Source organism: Pseudonocardia xinjiangensis, assembly GCF_050948425.1.
In the GTDB taxonomy this organism is placed as follows: domain Bacteria; phylum Actinomycetota; class Actinomycetes; order Mycobacteriales; family Pseudonocardiaceae; genus Pseudonocardia; species Pseudonocardia xinjiangensis.
In genome coordinates, this window is the sequence record NZ_CP192009.1 from 178226 (window position 1) to 194176 (window position 15951).

Consider the following 15951-nt stretch of genomic DNA (forward strand, 5'->3'; position numbering starts at 1 on the left):
TGGCCGAAGGTCTCGTCCACCCGCGGAGAACGGGTCCTGTCGCCGGAGGACCATGGGGCCCTCAGTGTGTCGACGATCAGGTTGGCGGACTACTCCCCTTCAGGAGTACCCACCCTGCCAGACACTTCGTCGATTGCGCAAGTGTCGAGGTCCGCGTCCGTCTCCTGGCGGTGGCCGCGCTCAGGAGGGAGGATGAAGCGTCATGGCGACCCTGCCCGGACCGGCCACTGCTCCGGGTCCGGCGCGCCGCGAGGTCACCGAGCCGACCCAGCCCCAACTGCGGTCGGCGGCCGCCACGTTCGCCCTCCTGAGCAGCCCTCCCCGGTTGCACCTCGTGTGGCTGATGGCGCACGAGACCTTCGACGTGGGCACCTTGGCCGCCCGGGTCGGGCTCAGCGTCGCCACCGCGAGCCAGCACCTGGGCAAGCTGCGGCTGGCCGGAGTGATCTCCGCCCGGCGCGACGGCCGGCACATGTACTACACGGTCGACGATCCGCACGTGCTCACGCTGATCGAGCAGATCTTCAGCCACATCGCACCGGACGGCACTCTCGCTCCCGATCCCTGATCGGCGGCCCGGCCGAGCGGATCGTGACCTCGGGCCGGACGCCGATCAGGAACGGCTCGACTCCTCAGGAGCCGTGGCGGCTCGGGCGCTCGCGCCGGAAGGACCAGGCCAGCACCCAGACCGTGCCAATGGTCAGCGCGATGGCGAGCGGCACGTGGACCGACAGCACCCCGACGTCACCGAGGTAGGCCTGCGCCAGGCCGAGCAGGAACACCAGCACACTGATCACGGTCGGCCAGATCGACCCGCGCGTTGCCCGCCACACCAGGGCCGCCGAGATCAGCATCAGAGCCGACAGCACGTGGAACACGATCGCGCCGCCGCCGTGCACGCTCGTGGCAGTCCCGCTGCCGCTGAGGATCTGCCCCGCCGTGGCGCCCTGGAAGAGAACTTCGAGTGTGCTCAGGGCCGCGGTGACCTGCAATGCGGTCCTCGCACGGCTACCGGCCCCGGCTCTCCCGGAGGTGTCGATCTGCGACATCAGTACGCCCTTCGTCCGCCGGACGATCCGGCCATCATCACCCAGTACGCCGCAGGGGCCGAGTCGGTTCAACAGATGCCAGCCATATGGTCCGACGATAAGAGCCACACGGGTGGCGTCCGCGGGTCCCGTGCCTCTCCGCTGTCGGGGGATCGCCGAGACCAGCTGTTCTGCCCTCGCCCGCGTAACGTCAAGGCCCAGGCCGCTCGACGACGCGCCGGCCCGGCCGTCCGCTCGCGCCACCCGACCGGCCGGGCCGAAGAGCCCGGACCGTCTCGATCGTGCGACGGCGGTGCGTGTCGCGACCCGAGCCTGGTCCAGCCATGGGTCGGCATCCGCCGTCGGGCGCCAAGGCAGACCTGAAGGGGGTCAGCGCCATGCAGGTCGCCGTCTCGGTGCTGGTGGGACTGGCCGGTGGGGCGTGCGCGCTGCTGACCCTCGCCTCCGCCGCGAAGACCGTGGTCGTGCCGCGCGCCGTGCCCGTGCTGATCACGCGCTGCGTGTTCGGCGCGATGCGTCTGCTCTTCACCGCCGCCCTGTGGCGCAGCCGGGACTACCGCACCCAGGACCGCGTCATGGCGCTGTTCGCGCCGTTCGGTCTCCTGATGCTTCCCCTGGTGTGGCTCGTGCTCGTCGTCGTCGGCTACACGGCGATCTTCTGGGCCGTGGGCATGCGCCCGGTGCGGGACGCGTTCCTGGAGAGCACCTCCTCCCTGCTCACGCTCGGCTTCCGGCCGCCGGCGGACACGTTCACCGCGGTGCTCGCGTTGTCCGAGGGGATCCTCGGGCTGGGCCTGCTCGCCCTGCTGGTCTCCTACCTGCCGTCCATCTACGCCTCGTACTCCCGCCGTGAGCTCATGGTCACCTCGCTGGACACGCAGGCCGGGAGCCCACCGTCGGCGGCCGAGCTGCTGGAACGGCTGGAGCGCATCGACGGGATCGGGGAGCTCGACACGTTCTGGCAGGACTGGTCGCGCTGGTTCGCGGACATCGCGGAGACCCACACGTCGACGCCGGTGCTGGTGCAGTTCCGCTCTCCCGAACACGACCGGTCGTGGGTGACCGCGGCCGGGGCCGTGCTCGACACCGCGGCGCTCGTGACGTCCACCCTGGACACGCCGAGGCAGCCGTCGGCGGAGCTCTGCATCCGGTCCGGCTACCTGGCACTGCACCGGATCGGCGCCTACTTCGGGATGCCCGGGGTCCCCGACCCCGCGCCGGGGACCCCGATCTCGGTGACCCGGACGGAGTACGACGCGGTGTGCGGACGCCTCGAGCGCGCGGGCGCGAAGCTCGTCTCCGACCGCGAGCAGGCCTGGCGCGACTTCGCCGGCTGGCGGGTCAACTACGACACCGTGCTGCTGCGTTTCGCGGCGCTGACCATGGCCCCACCGGCGCCCTGGTCGTCCGACCGTGCGATGCCGTTCCGGCGCCGTTCCGTCACCCGTCGCCGGGGCCGTCCCGTCACCGGCTCGTGAACGCAAAGGAGGATGCAGGGGTGAGCGCACCATCCGCTTCTCCCGGGCCCGAGCGCGGGTTCGTCGGACGAGGCGGCGACCTCGACGCGCTCACCCAGGTACTCGCCGGCGCCCGGAGCGGCCGCGGCAGGCTCGTGGTGCTGAGCGGGGAAGCGGGCATCGGCAAGACCAGCCTGGCCGAGGAGGTGGCCGACCGGGCGATCGCCGCCGGCTGGAGGCTCGCCTGGGCGGGGTGCGCGCCCGGCATGGCCGGACGAGCGCTGTGGCCGTGGACGGCCGCGCTGCGCGGGCTCGGGCAGGAGTGGCCGGCAGGACCGGAGCGCGACCCCGGCGCCGGGGTCCAGCTCGTCGACGAGCTGACCGGCGTGCTCCGGGCCGCTGCCGGGTCGGCTCCCGTGCTCGTCGTGCTGGACGACCTGCAGTGGGCCGACCCCGCCTCCGCGGAGCTGGTGGCGCTGCTCGCGCCCCTGCTGCGCGGCATGCCGGTGGTCGTGCTCTGCACGTGGCGGACGGAGAGCCTCGCGTCGGTGCGGGCGGCCCTGCGCGGTCCGGCGATGGTCCTGGAGCTGGCGGGCCTGAGCGAGGCCGACGTGGGTGTGCTCTCCACGGCCGACGCGGGGCGCGCGCTGAGCGCCGACGATGCGGCGGCACTGCACCGCCGGACGGGCGGCAACCCGTTGTTCGTCCGCGAGCTGGCGCGCGCGGACCACACCGGAGGCGTCGGCCTCCCGGCCACCATCAGGGACGCGCTCGACGGGAAGCTCGCCGCACTGCCTCCTGACGCGCGGAGCGTTATCGACGCGGCGTCCGTGCTCGACATCGAGTTCGACGTCGAGCTCGTCTCGGCGATGCTGGACCGCGATCCGGAGGAGGTGCTCGGGGCGCTCGAAGCCGCCCGGAGGGACGGCGTCCTCGGCCGGCTGACCCCCGCCCGCGCCCGCTTCGCCCACGACCTGTTCCGGGAGACCGTCTATGAGGAGCTCGGTCCGGTCGCGGCATCGCGGTGGCACCGCAGTGCCGCGACGGCGTTGGAGAAGGCCGCCGGACAGCCCGGCGTGTCGGCCCGGATCGCCCACCACGCCTACAGCGCCGGGACCCGCGGGGAGGCCGCCGCGAGGGCGGCGGGCCACGCCCTCGTCGCGGCCGAGGCGGCAATGGGGCTGCGCGGCTACGCCACAGCGGCCGTCGCGGCCGAGCGCGGGCTGGCGATGCTCGCCGCCGCACCCGCCGACGACGCCCTGCGGGCCCGGTTGCTGCTCGCCTCGGCCGATGCCCGGCACGCGCTCGGTGAGACGCCCGCCGCCCGGGCGATGTACCGGGAGGCCGCCGCGCTCGCCCGGGCAGCGGGCGAGCTCACGCTGGCCGGGCGCGCCGCACTCGGGTTCGCAGGTGGCCCAGCGGGTTTCGAGGTGCCGCTGGTCGACGCGGAGCAGGTCCGCTTGCTGAGCGACGTGCTCCAACGGCTGGACGCCTGTCCGCACGCGCCGGACCGGCGCGCCACCGTCGCGCTGCGGGCCCGGCTGCGGGCCCGGCTGTCCGTCGCGCTGTCGATGACCGACGCCGAACCCCGGCGCCGCGCGCTGGCGGGCGAGGCCGTGGTCCTGGCCCGGTCCGCCGACGACATCCGTGCGCTCGCCGAGGCGCTCGCGGCGCACTGCGACGCGATTGCGGGACCGGAGTGGAGCGAACGCCGCAGCGCCGATGCCGCGGAGGTGGTGCGGATCGGGGAGGCGCTCGGCGACCCGGAGGTGGAGCTGCTGGGGCGCAGGCTGCGCCTGGTCGCGCTGCTCGAGCTCGGCGACATCGCTGCCGTCGACGCCGAGATCGGCGCGTACGCCCGGGCCGCTGCGCGGATCTCCCAGCCCGCCTACGACTGGTACGTGCCGCTCTGGCGGGCGATGCAGGCCGTGCAGGTCGGTGCGTGGGACCGCTGCGAGCAGCTGCTGACACAGGTCGAGAAGATCGGGGTGGAGGGCGGCGGGGGCAACGCGGGAGTCCTGCGTCTGACCAACATCATCATGGCTGCCGAAGAACGTGCCGACGCCGCGACGATCCAGTCGATGTTGGTGCACCTGCCGCAGGAGTCGCCGGGGCTGTGGGTGTCGGTGGCAGCGTCCTTCATGCTCGCCGCCGCCGGTCGTCGCACGGAGGCCGGTGCGCGGCTGGACGCCGTGGTCGACGCACTTCCCGGGGCGCATCACGACTCCGAGTGGCTTCCGATGCTCGCCCAGGCCGCGGATGCCGTCGCCGTCGTCGGCGGGCATCCCGTCGCCGAGTGGCTCCACCGCGAGCTCACCCCGTTCGCCGACCGGATGGTCGTGGAGGGCATCGGGGCGGCGCTGCGCGGATCGGTGCACCGGCACCTGGGGCTGCTCGCCGCCGTGCTCGGCCGCCCGGAGGAGGCCGCCGCCCACCTCGCCGCCGCCGTCGACGTCAACACCCGCCTCGGAGCTCCCCTGCTCGCGGCCAGAGCACGGCGCGACGCGGCCGTGCTGCTCGGCGACACCGCGGCGGCCCGGCTGGCACTGGCCACCTATGAGGAGCTCGACGTCCCGGAGCGGGTGACCGAGCTGCGGCGTCTGCTCGACGCCACCGCGCCCACCCAGGACGGGCCGGCGCCGGCCCGCGCGGTGGCACAGCTGCGCCGGAACGGGGAGATCTGGTCGCTGCGCTACGGCGGCCGGGAGGCGCGGGTGCGCGACACCAAGGGCATGCGCGACCTGCACCGGCTGCTGCTGGCGCCGGGGTGCGAGCTGTCGGCCGTCGACCTGATGGGCGACGGCGGCGTGCTGCAGGGTGACCTCGGACCGGTCCTGGACGGGGAGGCCACCAGCGCCTACCGCCGCCGGCTGGGCGAGCTGGAGCAGGAGCTGGCCGCCGCCGACGCCGCAGGCGACGCGGCCCGGTCGGCCCGGGCCGGGGACGAGCGGGACCAGCTCGCCCGGCAGCTGGCGGCCGCCTACGGGCTGGCCGGACGCGCGAGACAGGCCGGCCCGGGCAGCGGTGGCGAGCGCGCCCGCACCGCGGTCCGGGCGCGGATCGCCTACGCGGTCCGGAAGATCGAGCATGTCCACCCCGAGCTCGCCCGGCACCTGCGGCGCTGCGTGCGTACCGGTGCGTTCTGCAGCTACGAGCCGGAGCCTCCGGTCACCTGGACGGACTGACTCGCACGATGTGCGAGGCGTTCTCACGCCTGCAGGGTGTGACGACTTCCGCTACCTCCCTGCACGCTGCGCTCGACGTCGATCCCGGCCGGCTCCCGGCACTGCTCAAGCCGGTGATCGAGGCTGAACGCGACCGGTCCGACGAGATCCGCAAGGCGACCCCGACGCTGGTCGAGGCGCTGCGCTCGGCCGGTGCCTTCCGCCTGCTCACCCCGCGCGAGCTGGGCGGCTTCGAGCTCCCGCTGGCCTGCGCGCTCGGCATCTACGAGGAGTTCGGCCGGATCGACGCGTCCACGGGGCTGCTGGTGTGGAACGCGAACTTCGGCCTCTGTGCGGCGTACCTGCCCGAGGCCGGGGTCGCCCGCATCTGGGGCGAGGACCCCGACCCCGTGATCGCCAACTCCGGCAGGCCGTTGCCGGCGCAGCCCGTCGAGGGCGGGTTCCGGCTCACCGGCCGCTGGGACCTCCTCACCGGTGTCGACTCCGCCGAGTGGATATCCCTGATCGCGTTCGTGCAGGACGGGGACCAGCCGCGGCTCACCGATGCGGGGGTGCTCGACCTGCGGGTGTTCTTCCTGCCCCGCGACCAGGTGCAGGTGCTGGACAGCTGGCACACCACCGGTGTGCGTGGTTCGGGCAGCGCCAGTGTGGTGCTCGATGACGTGTTCGTCCCGGACGACTCCGTGCTGGCGCTGGGCGGCCGGGCCCGGCTCGACGGTCCGCTGTACCGCATCCCCGCGGCCAGCCTGGTCATCCCCGGCTGCGCCGCGGTGGTTCTCGGGGTGGCCCGCGGCGCCGTCGACGAGGTGGCCCACCTCGTCGGGGAGAAGCGTGGGATGGACGGCAACCTCCTGTCCGCGCAGCTGCGGGTGCAGTCCGCGATCGCGGCAGCCGAGGCGTCCCTGCGGGCGGCGAAGCTGCTGCTGCTCTCCGCCGCCGGTGACCTGGACGCCGCGGCCGCGGCCGGTTCGGAGCCCGGCCTCGAGCTCCGCGGGGCGCTGCACGCGGCCATGGCCCACGCGGGGCAGGTCAGCCGCGAGGTGCTGGTCGCCATGTACGAGCTGGGCAGCTCGACGTCCCTCTACACCGGCAACCGGCTCGAACACGTCTTCCGGGACGGGATGGCGGCGATGCAGCACGGCAACGTCGCCCCGATGCACTTCGAGCTCGCCGGTCGGGTCCTGCTCGGTCTCGACCCGGCCAGCCCGATCGTCTGACGGTGGGGCGCGCTCACGGAAAGGTCGGCCCGTGACCGTGCAGGCGGATGCGTTCGTCCGTTCGTTGTACGACGATGCGGCCGGTCCGTTGTTCGCTTTCGTCGTGCGGCTGACCGGGGACCGGGTGCGGGCCGAGGACGTGGTGCAGGAGACGCTGGTGCGTGCCTGGAGGCGGGCCGAACACCTGGACCCGGGTTCCGACGCGCTGCGGGGCTGGCTGTTCACCGTGGCCCGCAACCTCGTCACCGACCTGCGGCGCTCGGACGCGGCGCGGCCGGTGGCCGGATGGGACGACGCTCTGCTGCCCGACGGGCCCAGGGTCGATGACGTCGAGAGGGCGACGCAGCGCTTCGTCCTCGCCGCCGCCCTCGGCAGGCTCACACCCGAGCATCGGGACGTGCTGGTCGCGGTCTACTACGAGGGCAGATCGGTTGCCGAGGCCGCGGAGCGGCTCGGGGTGCCGCGGGGCACGGTGAAGTCGCGCACGTACTACGCCTTGCGGGCACTGCGGCACGCGCTGGAGGAGGGGACCAGCGCGAGCCGGTGACCGTCGTGCCGTCGTTCGCTACCGCCGCGGGTGCCTGCCGTGGTCGGTGGCAGCGTCGCCGCCGTCCCGCGGGACGTCGGGGGCCTCCCGGGCCGCGGCGATCACGCGGGTGAGCGCTCCGTGCAGGTCCTCCAGCTCCGAGATCTCCATGCCCAGGCGGGCGACGATCGCGGGGGGCACCTTCTCGGCCTCGGCCCGCAGCCTGCGACCGGCCTCGGTCAGTGTGACCGCCAGGACCCGTTCGTCGGACCGGTCCCGCCCTCGCGTCACCAGTCCGGCCGCCTCGAGCCGCTTGAGCAGGGGGGACAGCGTTCCGGGATCGAGGGCGAGCGCTCCGCTCAGGTCCTTGACCGACCGTGGCGAGCGCTCCCACAGCGCGAGCATCACGAGGTACTGCGGATGGGTGAGCCCCATCGGTTCGAGGAGCGGCCGGTAGAGCGCGACGACGGTGCGCGCCGCGACGGACAAGGCGAAGCAGACCTGGCGATCGAGTTGCAGGGGATCGACCAGAACGGCAGCGTCGGGTGCGTCACGCACCTGTCTTCCGGACACGGCCCGAGCGTACTCTTGGTGCCATGGCTGTTGGGGCACAAAGCATTGGGGTACGCATGAGCCAGGCCACACGGCGGCGACCGAACCCGGCGCAATGGCTGATGTACGCCTTCGGCTTCGGCCTTCCCGCGGCGTACCGCGAGTGGGTGCTGCACGACCTCACCACGGGAACGTGGCAGGCGCGGCAGATGCTCCGCTCGCTGGTGCAGGTGGTGCCGTTCGCGGCCGCCATCGTCCTGCTGATGCCCGGCGAGCTGTGGGTCCGGCTGGTCGCGGTGCTCGGCGGTGCCGTGGTCGGGATGATCTACGCCGTCGCGTACCTCGAGGAGGCCACCGAGCACCGCGCACGCAAGGCCGGGTACCCGCGGGGCACCCTGCAGTCGGTGCGGTACGCCGCACACGCGGAGGAACACGCCGAGGCGGACCGGCGCTACGCCGAGCGGTACCGCCAGGGCGACAACTCGCCCGGCTCCGAGTAGACCTCCCGGTAGAGGGCGCGAGACAGAGGGGGCTCCCGTGCCGGCTGACTCCACCGAGGGTGGCGACCCGGTCTGCTGGCTCGACCAGCTCTGCCCGGAGTGCCACGCCGTCCCGTCGCCGGAGTCGCCGCACCGCTGCTGGCGCTGCGGCAGTCCCCGCGAGAGCGATCCGGCCGCGCCGATAACCGATCGCCCCGCCGATCCCCGCTGATCTAGCCTCGCGCCCGTGAGCTTCTTCTTCCGACGTCACTGACCCCGCCTGCGGTCGACGGGGCGTACCCCGCCGTGGGTGATGCGGGACGGTCTGCGGCCGTCCCGGGTCGCGGCGTGGGAGAAGAGCAGTGCGCGCAGGAGCGTGCCTCGTGGCGCGTTGTGTTCGGGGGATCGAGGACCTGCTGGCCGCCGAGATCGGCAGGCGGGCACTGGGCGAGGTGGTGGCCGCAGGCCACCGTGAGGTCCGGTTCGTCGTGTCGGAGACGGCTGCGACCGGGGTGACGGCCCTGGCCACCGCCGACGACGTGTTCGTCGTCGCCGCCGAGATCGAGGGGATCGGGCGAGCCCGGACCGATCTCGCGCGGCTGGCACGCGGGTTGGCGGCCGTGGACCTGGGCTCCGTCCTGGCGGTGCGGGCCCGGTGCGGAGGGCCACCGGGCCGCTCCGTCGACGTCTCGGCGTCGTTCCTCGGGCGTCGGGGGTTCACCCGCTTCGACGTGGAGGACGCGGTCGGTGCGGCCCTGGCCGGCAGGCTCGGCCTGGCCTACCACCCACGGCGTGCCGGAGCCCGGCCCCCGGAGGGCGGCCTGAGCTGGCGGGTGACGATCGTCGAGGACCGGGCGACCGTCGCCGTCCGGGTCGGGGCGCGACCCTTGCACCGCAGGCCGTGGAAGACCGTCGGCGTGCCCGGATCGCTGCATCCACCGCTGGCGGCGGCGATGGTGGCCCTCGCGGGTGTCCGGGCGGGCGAGCGGGTGCTCGACCCGTGCTGCGGCGCGGGCACCCTCGCGATCGAGGCGGCCCACACCGGGGCCTTCGCGACGGGCATGGACGTCGATCCTGCCGCGCTGGCCGCGTCCATCCACAACGGCCGCGGAGCGTCGGTGCGCTGGGCTCGGGCCGACGCCGGCGCCCTTCCCGTCGCGACCGCCGGGGTCCGGCGGGTACTGCTGAACCCCCCGTGGGGCCGGCTGGTCGAGCGGGCCGGGCTGCTGGCCCGCAGCCCGGGGCTTCTCGGGCAGGAGGTCCGCCGGGTTCTCGAGCCGGGCGGGACCGCCGTCCTCCTCGTCCCGGAGAGCCGTCCCGCACCGTCCGGGTTCACCGTGGAGCGCAGGATCTCCGTGGCGCTCGCCGGATGCCGGCTGGCCGTCCTCGTGCTGCGGTAACCGGGTGGCGCGCCATCGGGCATCCGGTGCAACCGGTGCCGCCGGACGCCGGAGAACCAGGGCCGGGAAGCCGTCCATGGTCTCGCGTCGGTCGACGGCCCCTGGTCCGGACCGTAAGCTGCCCGACCGCCGGGGGGCTGACGACGAGGGGCGAGTCGGTGGTGGACGTCGACGCTCGCCGGTCGGGTGTGGCGGGCGGTCTGGTCGGGCGCACGCGAGAGCTCGACCGGATCCGGTCCTTCCTGGACCGGGCCGCCGCCGGCGGCGAGGCGCTGTTGCTGTCGGGCGAACCCGGCGTGGGCAAGACCGTGCTGCTCGACGCCGCGGCGGAGACGGCATCGGCCAGCGGGACGCGGCTGCTGCGGGCGGCCGGCGCCGAGTTCGAGACCGCCGTGGCCTTCTCCGGGCTCAGGCAGCTGCTCGTTCCGTTGACGGAGGAGTTCGACCGGCTCGATCCGGCGCATCTCCGCGCGCTCTCGGCGGCCCTGGGCACCGGCGACGACGCGCCGGCCGACCGGCTGACCACGTTCAGCGCGGTGCTGGCGCTGCTGCGGGGGGTGGCGGCGGCGCGTCCGCTGCTGGTGATCGTGGACGATCTGCACTGGCTCGACCGGTCCAGTACCGCTGCGCTGGGGTTCGTCGCGCGCCGGCTGGCCGGGAGCCGGGTCGGGCTGCTCGCGGCGTCGCGCACAGCGGCGGCGAGCTTCCTGGACAGCAGCGGGCTGCCCGAGGACGAGGTGCAGCCGCTGGACGAGGACGCGGCGGCGGGTCTGCTGGGGGCCCGGTTCCCGACCCTCGCCGCCGCGGTGCGCCGGCGAGTGCTGGCCGAAGCGGAGGGAAATCCGCTGGCACTGCTGGAGCTGCCCGCGGTGATCACCGCGGCGCAGCGCATCGCGCGGGAGGCGTTGCCCACGGTCCTGCCGCTGAGCAGGCGGCTGCGCATGCTCTTCGCCTCCCGCGTGACCGAGCTTCCCGCCGCCACCCGTCGGGTGCTCCTGCTCGCGGCGCTGGAGGGCACCGGTGACCTGGGTGTGCTGCAGGCCGCCGCCCGCGGACGTGCACTGTGTGACCTGCAGCCGGCGGAGCGGGACCGGCTGGTCGGCGTCGACCAGGGGACGGGCCGGCTGGTTTTCCGTCATCCGCTGGTCCGGTCGACGGTGGTGGGGTTCGCCACCGAGGAGGACCGCCGATGGGCCCATCGGGCACTGGCGGACGTACTCACGGATGATCCGGAGCTGCGGGCGTGGCACCTCGCGGACGCGACGCTGGGTCCGGACGAGCAGGTCGCCCGCCTGCTCGAGCACGCGGCGCGGCGGGTGCTCGGCCGCGGTGACGGGGTCGGCGCGGTGGCCGCGATGCTCAAGGCGGCGGACCTGAGCCCGGCCGGTGCCGATCGGAGCCGGCGGCTGACCGAGGCTGCCTACGTCGGAGCGAACGTGACCGGGCAGCTGCGCACCGTCCCGCAGTTGCTCGAGGACGCACGCCGGGCGGACCCGGACTCCGGCGGCTCGCTCCAAGCCGCCGTCACCACGGCTCACCTGCTGCTGAACGGCGAGGGCGACGTCGAGACCGCCCACCGCGTCCTGGTCGGGGCGATCGAGACCGAGGGCGGCGACTACCGCGCCGATGACCGCGCGCTCATCGAGGCGCTCTACACGTTGCTCCTGGTGTGCTTCGTCGGTGACGGGCGTCCCGAGCTGTGGGCGCCGCTCACCGCGGCCGTCGAACGGTTGCAGCCGGAGGCCCCGACGGTTCTGGCGCTGTGTGCCACCACCTTCACCGACCCGGCCCGGGCCACGGTGGCGTCGGTCGACGAGGTGGAGACGATCATCCGCGGGCTCTCGGATGTCGGCGACCCCGTCCAGATCATCTGGACGGGCCGGGCGGCCTTCTTCCTCGACCGGATGACCGAATGCCGGGAACCCCACTGGCGGCTGGTCCGCGACGGACGCGAGGGACGGGCCGTCGCCTCGGGCATCGCGGCCGCGGTCAACCTGTGCCTGGACGACCTGTTGACCGGCCGGTGGACCGAGGCGCAGGAACTCGCCGACGAAGGTCTCCGCCTCTGCGCGCTCCACGGCTACCGGCTCATCGAGTGGCCCTTCTGGTTCGGTCAGGCGTTCCTCGCCGGCTGCCGGGGTGACGTCAAGCGAGCCACGGACCTGGCGGACCGCATGATGCGATGGGCCGAGCCGCGCGGAGCGGCCCTCGTCCTGTCCTACTCACGCTGCGCCCGTGCCCTGGCGGCCCTCGGTCAGGGCGACGCGGAGGAGGCCTTCCGGAACGTCGCCGCGATCAGCGCACCGGGCACTCTCGCCCCCCGCGCCCCGCTGGCGTTCTGGTCCGCGATCGACCTCGTCGAATCCGCGATCCGCACCCGTCGCCCCGCTGCCGCTGTCGCGCACGTCACCGCGATGGAGGAGGCCGGCATCGCCGCGCTCTCCCCGCGGCTCGCCCTCGTGGTGCGCGGAGCGGCGGCCATGACCGCCCCCGCGGATCGGGCCACCGGACTGTTCGAGGAGGCCCTCGCCGTCCGCGGGGTCGAGCGCTGGCCGTTCGACCTGGCCCGGGTGCGTCTCGCGTACGGCGAACGGCTGCGCCGCGACCGCGCCGCCGCCGAAGCGCGCCTGCAGCTCACCGCGGCGCTCGATACCTTCGACCGCCTCGGAGCACGACCGTGGGCGACCCGGGCAGGCGCCGAGCTCCGCGCGGCCGGAGCCGCTACGTCCTCGTCGACCGCGCGCGGGCCGGAGTCGCTCACCGCGCAGGAGCGTGAGATCGCGCTGCTCGCCGCCACCGGTCTGACGAACAAGGAGATCGGCCACGTGCTCCACCTGTCGCACCGGACGGTAGGGGCCAACCTCTACCGGGTCTTCCCCAAGCTGGGGATCACCTCCCGCGCCGCCCTCCGCGACGCACTGCGCTCCGACGGTTGCGAGCCGGAGCGCTAGCAGCACCGCAGCCCGGAACGCGCTCAGCGGGCGCCGGAGGCGCTCGTCGGGGCTGCGTAGTCGGGAAGATCCAGGTTCGCCGCCACCGACCCGGTGCCGGCGACGAGCAACCGCCGCACCAGAGCCCTCTTGAACAGGGTGTTGCGCAGCCACAGCCGCGTGGCTGTGGACGGGGCCAGGAACTGGCCGGGACTGGCGCCGCGCTGCCAGCGGGCGGCGTACCTGCGGAGGCGGTTCTCGTAGGCGGGGAAGGCCGCGCGATGGTCACCGCCCACGGCGGCGAGCTCACCGGCCAGCACGTAGGCGGCGACGACGGCGGTGCCGACGCCCATGCCGCCGAGAGTGACGCCGTAGCCGGCGTCGCCGATCAGCGCGACCCTCCCGGTGGACCAGCGCGGCACGCTGACCCGGCTGATCGAGTCGAAGTACAGCTCCGATGCCGCGGGCAGGGCGTCGAGCAGCCGGGGCACGTGCCAGCGCATCCCGCCCAGCGCGCCGGCGAGGATCTTCTTGTGCTGCTCGTCGTCGTGCCAGTCGTGGTCGAGGCGCGGCGAGGCGAAGACGGCGAAGGCGCCGGCGCGGGTGGGGTCGCGCTCGTCGGCGGCGACGCTGACCATGCGCCGCGGCACGTTGTACTGCTGCGGCGTGGTGCCGAGACCCAGGTCGTTGGGCAGCTCCCAGCCGGCAAGGTAGTAGCCGAGGTGGCGGACGTAGCGTGACTCGGCGCCGAAGGCGAGGCGGCGGACACCGGAGTGCAACCCGTCGGCGCCGATGACGAGGTCGACGGTGCGCGACGCCCCGCGGCGGAGGTCGACGTGCACGCCGTCGGAGCTCTGGGTCAGCGCGGTGACTGCGTCGTCGAACAGGTACTCCGCGTGCTCCGCGCTGCGGTCGTGGAGCACGCGGGACAGGTCGCTGCGGCGCACCTCGAGCTCACCCCCGGCGAACTCGGCCGGTAGCTCGAAGATCTGGCGGCCGTTCTCGTCGACGGCGCGCATCGCCCCGCCGTGGGTCCGGAGCGATCGCAGCTCGTCGAGCACCCCCATGCTCGACAGCACACCGAGGTGGGTGGGCCCGCGGAAGTCGACGGCGAAACCGCTGGTACGCAGGGTGGGGGCCACCTCGACGACCGTGGTCGTGGCGCCGTACCGGGAGAGCCAGAAGGCCACAGCCGGACCGGCGACCCCCGCGCCCGAGACGAGTACACGTAGGCCGTGCAGCGGAAGGTCCGTCATGTCGCACTCCTCATAAAAACTGTGTCCCACGGATACCGTGTACCTTAGACACGGTTATCGGGCGTCGGCAAGGAGCACGAGATGGCAGGGGTCGGAGACGGGTCGGCCGAGCACGCTACGGCCCATGCCCTGCTCTGGGAGCGGCGACCGCAACCGCGACGTGGTCCACGCCCGGCGCTGACGCTGGAGGTGATCGCGGGCACCGGCATCGAGATCGCCGACGCCGACGGGATACCGGCGGTCACCATGCAGCGGGTGGCCGAGACGCTCGGTTTCACGAAGATGTCGCTGTACCGGTACGTGCCCGGGAAGGTCGAGCTCGTCGCCCTCATGACCGACATGGCCCTCGGCGCACCGGCGCCGCTCGGGTCCGCCGGTTGGCGCCCGACGCTGCACGAGTGGGCCATCCAGATGTTCCACCGGTTCTGGAGGCATCCGTGGGCGCTGGAGGTCACCGTCGGGGCCCGGGCCATGGGACCGAACGAGATCGCCTGGCTGGAACAGGCCGTCGCCGCCCTCGACGGCACCGGGCTCGACGGCGGCGAGATGCTCGACGTGGCCGTCACCCTGATCGGCCACGTGCGCACCATCGCGCAACACGGGGCGGCCATGGGCAGCGAGCGGCCCGAACAGGAGATGGACTCGGCGCTCGCGGCCATCGTGCGGCACCGCGAGGACCGGTTCCCGGCCCTCGCGGCGGCTCTGGAGTCCGCGGCCACCCACGACTCCCAGAACCAGGCACTCGACTTCGGACTGAACCGCATCCTCGACGGCGTCGAGCTGCTCATCGCCACCCGCAGGGGCGAACCGGGATAGCGGCCGAGCCTCAGGTCGTGCCGACGACGTCCGCCACCACACACGCCAGGTTGTCCGGCGCGCCGAGGGCGTGGGCGTGCTCGACGATGCGCGCGACCACGGCGTCGGGTTCGGCCTCCCGCATCGCCTCGTGGAGCACATCCTCGCTGAGCACGGCATGCACCCCGTCGGTGCAGAGCAGGTACCGATCACCGGACCGCGCTTCGCGCAGCTCGACGTCCGGGCGGCCGTCGGCGTGCAGTGCGCGGACGAGAAGTGCCCGCTGCGGGTGCGAGGCCGCCTCGGCCGGCGTCAACCGCCCGTCCTCCACCATCGTCTGGACGAGGGTGTGGTCGGACGTGATCCGGTGCGTTACCCCGTCCCGGACCAGATAGGCGCGCGAGTCGCCGACGTGTACCAGCGCGAGCCGCGATCCCGAGCGGACCAGTGCCGTGAGCGTCGTCCCGGCCTCCGGTCCGACCGCACGAACCGCGGCGGCAGCGTCCGAGATCGCATCGTCGAGCGCATTGAGCACCGCACCTGCTGAGACGTCGACCTGAGCGAGTGCGCCCACCGCGGCGGCGCTCGCCGACGGGGCGTCCGCCGGCCCGAAGCCGTCGGCGACGGCCAGCAGCCCGGCGTCGGCGTGAACCGCGTCCTGGTTCGCCTGCCGCACCAGGCCGCGGTCACAGGCCATGGAGTAGCGCAAGGTCAGCGTGTTCTCGGCGGTCATGGTGGTGTCCTTCCCGGACAGGTGGTCGACGAGGTCGGAGGCAAGCGCCCGGCGGGTGGACGTCTCGATCTCGACCTGGCGCCAGTACGCCCTCACCTCGGCAGCAGCCGCGTCCGGGGGCAGCGCGACGACCTTCGCGATGCCGGCCAACGGCATGCCGAGGCGGCGTAGCCAGGCCACGAGCCGTGCCCGGTCGAGCTGGTCGGGCGAGTAGTACCGGTACCCGGACGAGGCATCGACCCGGGCCGGACGCAGCAACCCCAGCTCGTCGTAGAGCCGGAGCGCCTTCGGCGACAGCCGCGCCACCCGGGCGAACGTCCCGATCGTCAGGAGCTCCACTCCGTCCTCCTCGTTCCGGGCTCGGTGCCCGGT

Annotated in this window: 13 protein-coding genes; 9 read left to right on the plus strand and 4 right to left on the minus strand. The window is 73.8% G+C overall.

From position 1 onward, the window contains the following. The first annotated feature begins 202 nt into the window (after positions 1–202). Entirely contained in the window at positions 203–568 is a 366-nt protein-coding gene (locus tag ACQPZA_RS00875; RefSeq protein WP_169397475.1) for an ArsR/SmtB family transcription factor, read from the plus strand. Positions 569–632: 64 nt separating this feature from the next. Here ACQPZA_RS00875 and ACQPZA_RS00880 read toward each other — a convergent pair whose 3' ends face one another. After that, positions 633–1049, minus strand: a complete 417-nt coding sequence (locus ACQPZA_RS00880) for a hypothetical protein (protein ID WP_169397474.1) — start codon at positions 1047–1049, stop codon at positions 633–635. 323 nt (positions 1050–1372) lie between these two features. Here ACQPZA_RS00880 and ACQPZA_RS00885 point away from each other — a divergent pair, with 323 nt between their 5' ends. The 4 genes from ACQPZA_RS00885 to ACQPZA_RS00900 are packed head-to-tail and all read left to right on the plus strand — an operon-like array spanning position 1373 to position 7455. Further along, positions 1373–2527: a hypothetical protein gene (locus ACQPZA_RS00885; RefSeq protein WP_433277505.1), complete on the plus strand. Its 1155-nt coding sequence runs from the start codon at positions 1373–1375 to the stop codon at positions 2525–2527. Positions 2528–2547: 20 nt separating this feature from the next. Continuing rightward, on the plus strand, positions 2548–5691 hold the full coding sequence (locus tag ACQPZA_RS00890; protein ID WP_433277506.1) for an ATP-binding protein: 3144 nt from the start codon (positions 2548–2550) through the stop codon (positions 5689–5691). A 38-nt stretch (positions 5692–5729) separates the two neighbouring features. Next, positions 5730–6908 (plus strand): acyl-CoA dehydrogenase family protein, encoded by a 1179-nt coding sequence (locus ACQPZA_RS00895; protein WP_433277508.1) that lies wholly within the window; start codon positions 5730–5732, stop codon positions 6906–6908. Between the two features lie 31 nt (positions 6909–6939). Continuing rightward, positions 6940–7455: a sigma-70 family RNA polymerase sigma factor gene (locus ACQPZA_RS00900; RefSeq protein WP_433277510.1), complete on the plus strand. Its 516-nt coding sequence runs from the start codon at positions 6940–6942 to the stop codon at positions 7453–7455. A gap of 18 nt (positions 7456–7473) precedes the next feature. Here the strand turns inward: ACQPZA_RS00900 and ACQPZA_RS00905 are convergent, their stop codons facing one another. Next, on the minus strand, positions 7474–8007 hold the full coding sequence (locus ACQPZA_RS00905) for a MarR family winged helix-turn-helix transcriptional regulator (protein WP_433277512.1): 534 nt from the start codon (positions 8005–8007) through the stop codon (positions 7474–7476). Positions 8008–8063: 56 nt separating this feature from the next. Between ACQPZA_RS00905 and ACQPZA_RS00910 the strand changes: the two genes are divergently transcribed. From ACQPZA_RS00910 to ACQPZA_RS00920, 3 genes are all read left to right on the plus strand, one after another. Beyond that, the gene (locus ACQPZA_RS00910) at positions 8064–8486 is read left to right on the plus strand and encodes a DUF5313 family protein (protein WP_433277513.1); all 423 of its coding nucleotides are present in this window, start codon (positions 8064–8066) and stop codon (positions 8484–8486) included. Between the two features lie 362 nt (positions 8487–8848). Then, positions 8849–9865, plus strand: coding sequence for a methyltransferase domain-containing protein (locus ACQPZA_RS00915; RefSeq protein WP_433277515.1), 1017 nt, complete (start codon positions 8849–8851; stop codon positions 9863–9865). A gap of 158 nt (positions 9866–10023) precedes the next feature. After that, a complete protein-coding gene (locus ACQPZA_RS00920) occupies positions 10024–12816 on the plus strand; it encodes a helix-turn-helix transcriptional regulator (RefSeq protein WP_433277516.1) in 2793 nt (930 codons plus the stop codon). A 23-nt stretch (positions 12817–12839) separates the two neighbouring features. Here ACQPZA_RS00920 and ACQPZA_RS00925 read toward each other — a convergent pair whose 3' ends face one another. Next, positions 12840–14051 carry an FAD-dependent monooxygenase gene (locus tag ACQPZA_RS00925; RefSeq protein WP_433277518.1) on the minus strand — a complete coding sequence of 404 codons (1212 nt, stop codon included), beginning with the start codon at positions 14049–14051 and terminating at the stop codon, positions 12840–12842. A gap of 81 nt (positions 14052–14132) precedes the next feature. On the opposite strand from ACQPZA_RS00925, the gene ACQPZA_RS00930 reads away from it, so the two are divergent. Then, complete coding sequence (locus tag ACQPZA_RS00930; RefSeq protein WP_433277519.1) at positions 14133–14867, plus strand: TetR/AcrR family transcriptional regulator; 735 nt, start codon at positions 14133–14135, stop codon at positions 14865–14867. Positions 14868–14877: 10 nt separating this feature from the next. Here the strand turns inward: ACQPZA_RS00930 and ACQPZA_RS00935 are convergent, their stop codons facing one another. Next, a complete protein-coding gene (locus ACQPZA_RS00935; protein ID WP_433277521.1) occupies positions 14878–15918 on the minus strand; it encodes a MerR family transcriptional regulator in 1041 nt (346 codons plus the stop codon). Positions 15919–15951 lie beyond the last annotated feature (33 nt).

Excerpts from the sequence above, each read along its gene's own strand:
- ACQPZA_RS00875 (WP_169397475.1), top strand. The coding sequence starts at position 203 with ATGGCGACCCTGCCCGGACCGGCCACTGCTCCGGGTCCGGCGCGCCGC.
- ACQPZA_RS00880 (WP_169397474.1), bottom strand. The coding sequence starts at position 1,049 with ATGTCGCAGATCGACACCTCCGGGAGAGCCGGGGCCGGTAGCCGTGCG.
- ACQPZA_RS00885 (WP_433277505.1), top strand. The coding sequence starts at position 1,373 with ATGGGTCGGCATCCGCCGTCGGGCGCCAAGGCAGACCTGAAGGGGGTC.
- ACQPZA_RS00910 (WP_433277513.1), top strand. The coding sequence starts at position 8,064 with ATGAGCCAGGCCACACGGCGGCGACCGAACCCGGCGCAATGGCTGATG.
- ACQPZA_RS00925 (WP_433277518.1), bottom strand. The coding sequence starts at position 14,051 with ATGACGGACCTTCCGCTGCACGGCCTACGTGTACTCGTCTCGGGCGCG.
- ACQPZA_RS00930 (WP_433277519.1), top strand. The coding sequence starts at position 14,133 with ATGGCAGGGGTCGGAGACGGGTCGGCCGAGCACGCTACGGCCCATGCC.